General features: G+C 33.2%; 1 protein-coding gene. It reads right to left on the minus strand.

The window, feature by feature from the left end; all coding sequences use genetic code 11:
- Positions 1-435 precede the first annotated feature (435 nt).
- Positions 436-677, minus strand: a 242-nt coding sequence (locus ACJ5GX_RS08140) for a hypothetical protein (RefSeq protein ID WP_495292897.1), incomplete at its 5' end; no start/stop codon positions are given.

The following is a 677-nucleotide window of genomic DNA, read 5'->3' on the forward strand; positions in this document are numbered from 1 at the left end:
TAAAAAGATGACATAACCAGCCAAAACGTAGAGGGCTAATCTCTCTACCAAATAATAAACAAGTCACATAATTCCAAACATCATAACAGCCTGCAACAGTCCACTGCTGAACGTAGGACTCCCCCAGGGTACGCTAAGGCAGGATCGATCTGAATACGGCAACTAGAAGTGCCGTGTCCTTTACAAAATTTTGAATAAAAATTATATAGACCTGGACACAAAGAAGAAGTTTTATTCTAGATAATTAAAATCTGAAAATGCATACTTAAGCAGTAGATGTATATCATTATTAAGGATTATAAGTAAAAACAGAATAAGTCTATAATTGGTATGTTCTCTTTGAAATAATAATCTTAATTCAATAAATTATCATCATTTTTAGAGAGCGTAGCCGTAGATTAGTTAAAAATATTGCGGTTTGGCACAAATAAACTTTTAATATGAAAAAAACACTGTACAAACGTAAGAACTCATACTATTCAGTAGATACGTAAGAGGTGACCAAGGGTCTGGCTTCACGTTCCTAGCTACGTATAACACCAACAATTTATCGATCCAAAGATGTGGTTGCCTGTGTTTTATCAAAAGGTGAAAAATGTTTAAAACTAAACTGTCATTACTGTTAGTTGCGATATTTTTGTTAAATATAGATTTTTTGCTCTCGTATCCAGTGTTTG

This window comes from Wolbachia endosymbiont of Tuta absoluta (genome assembly GCF_059414725.1).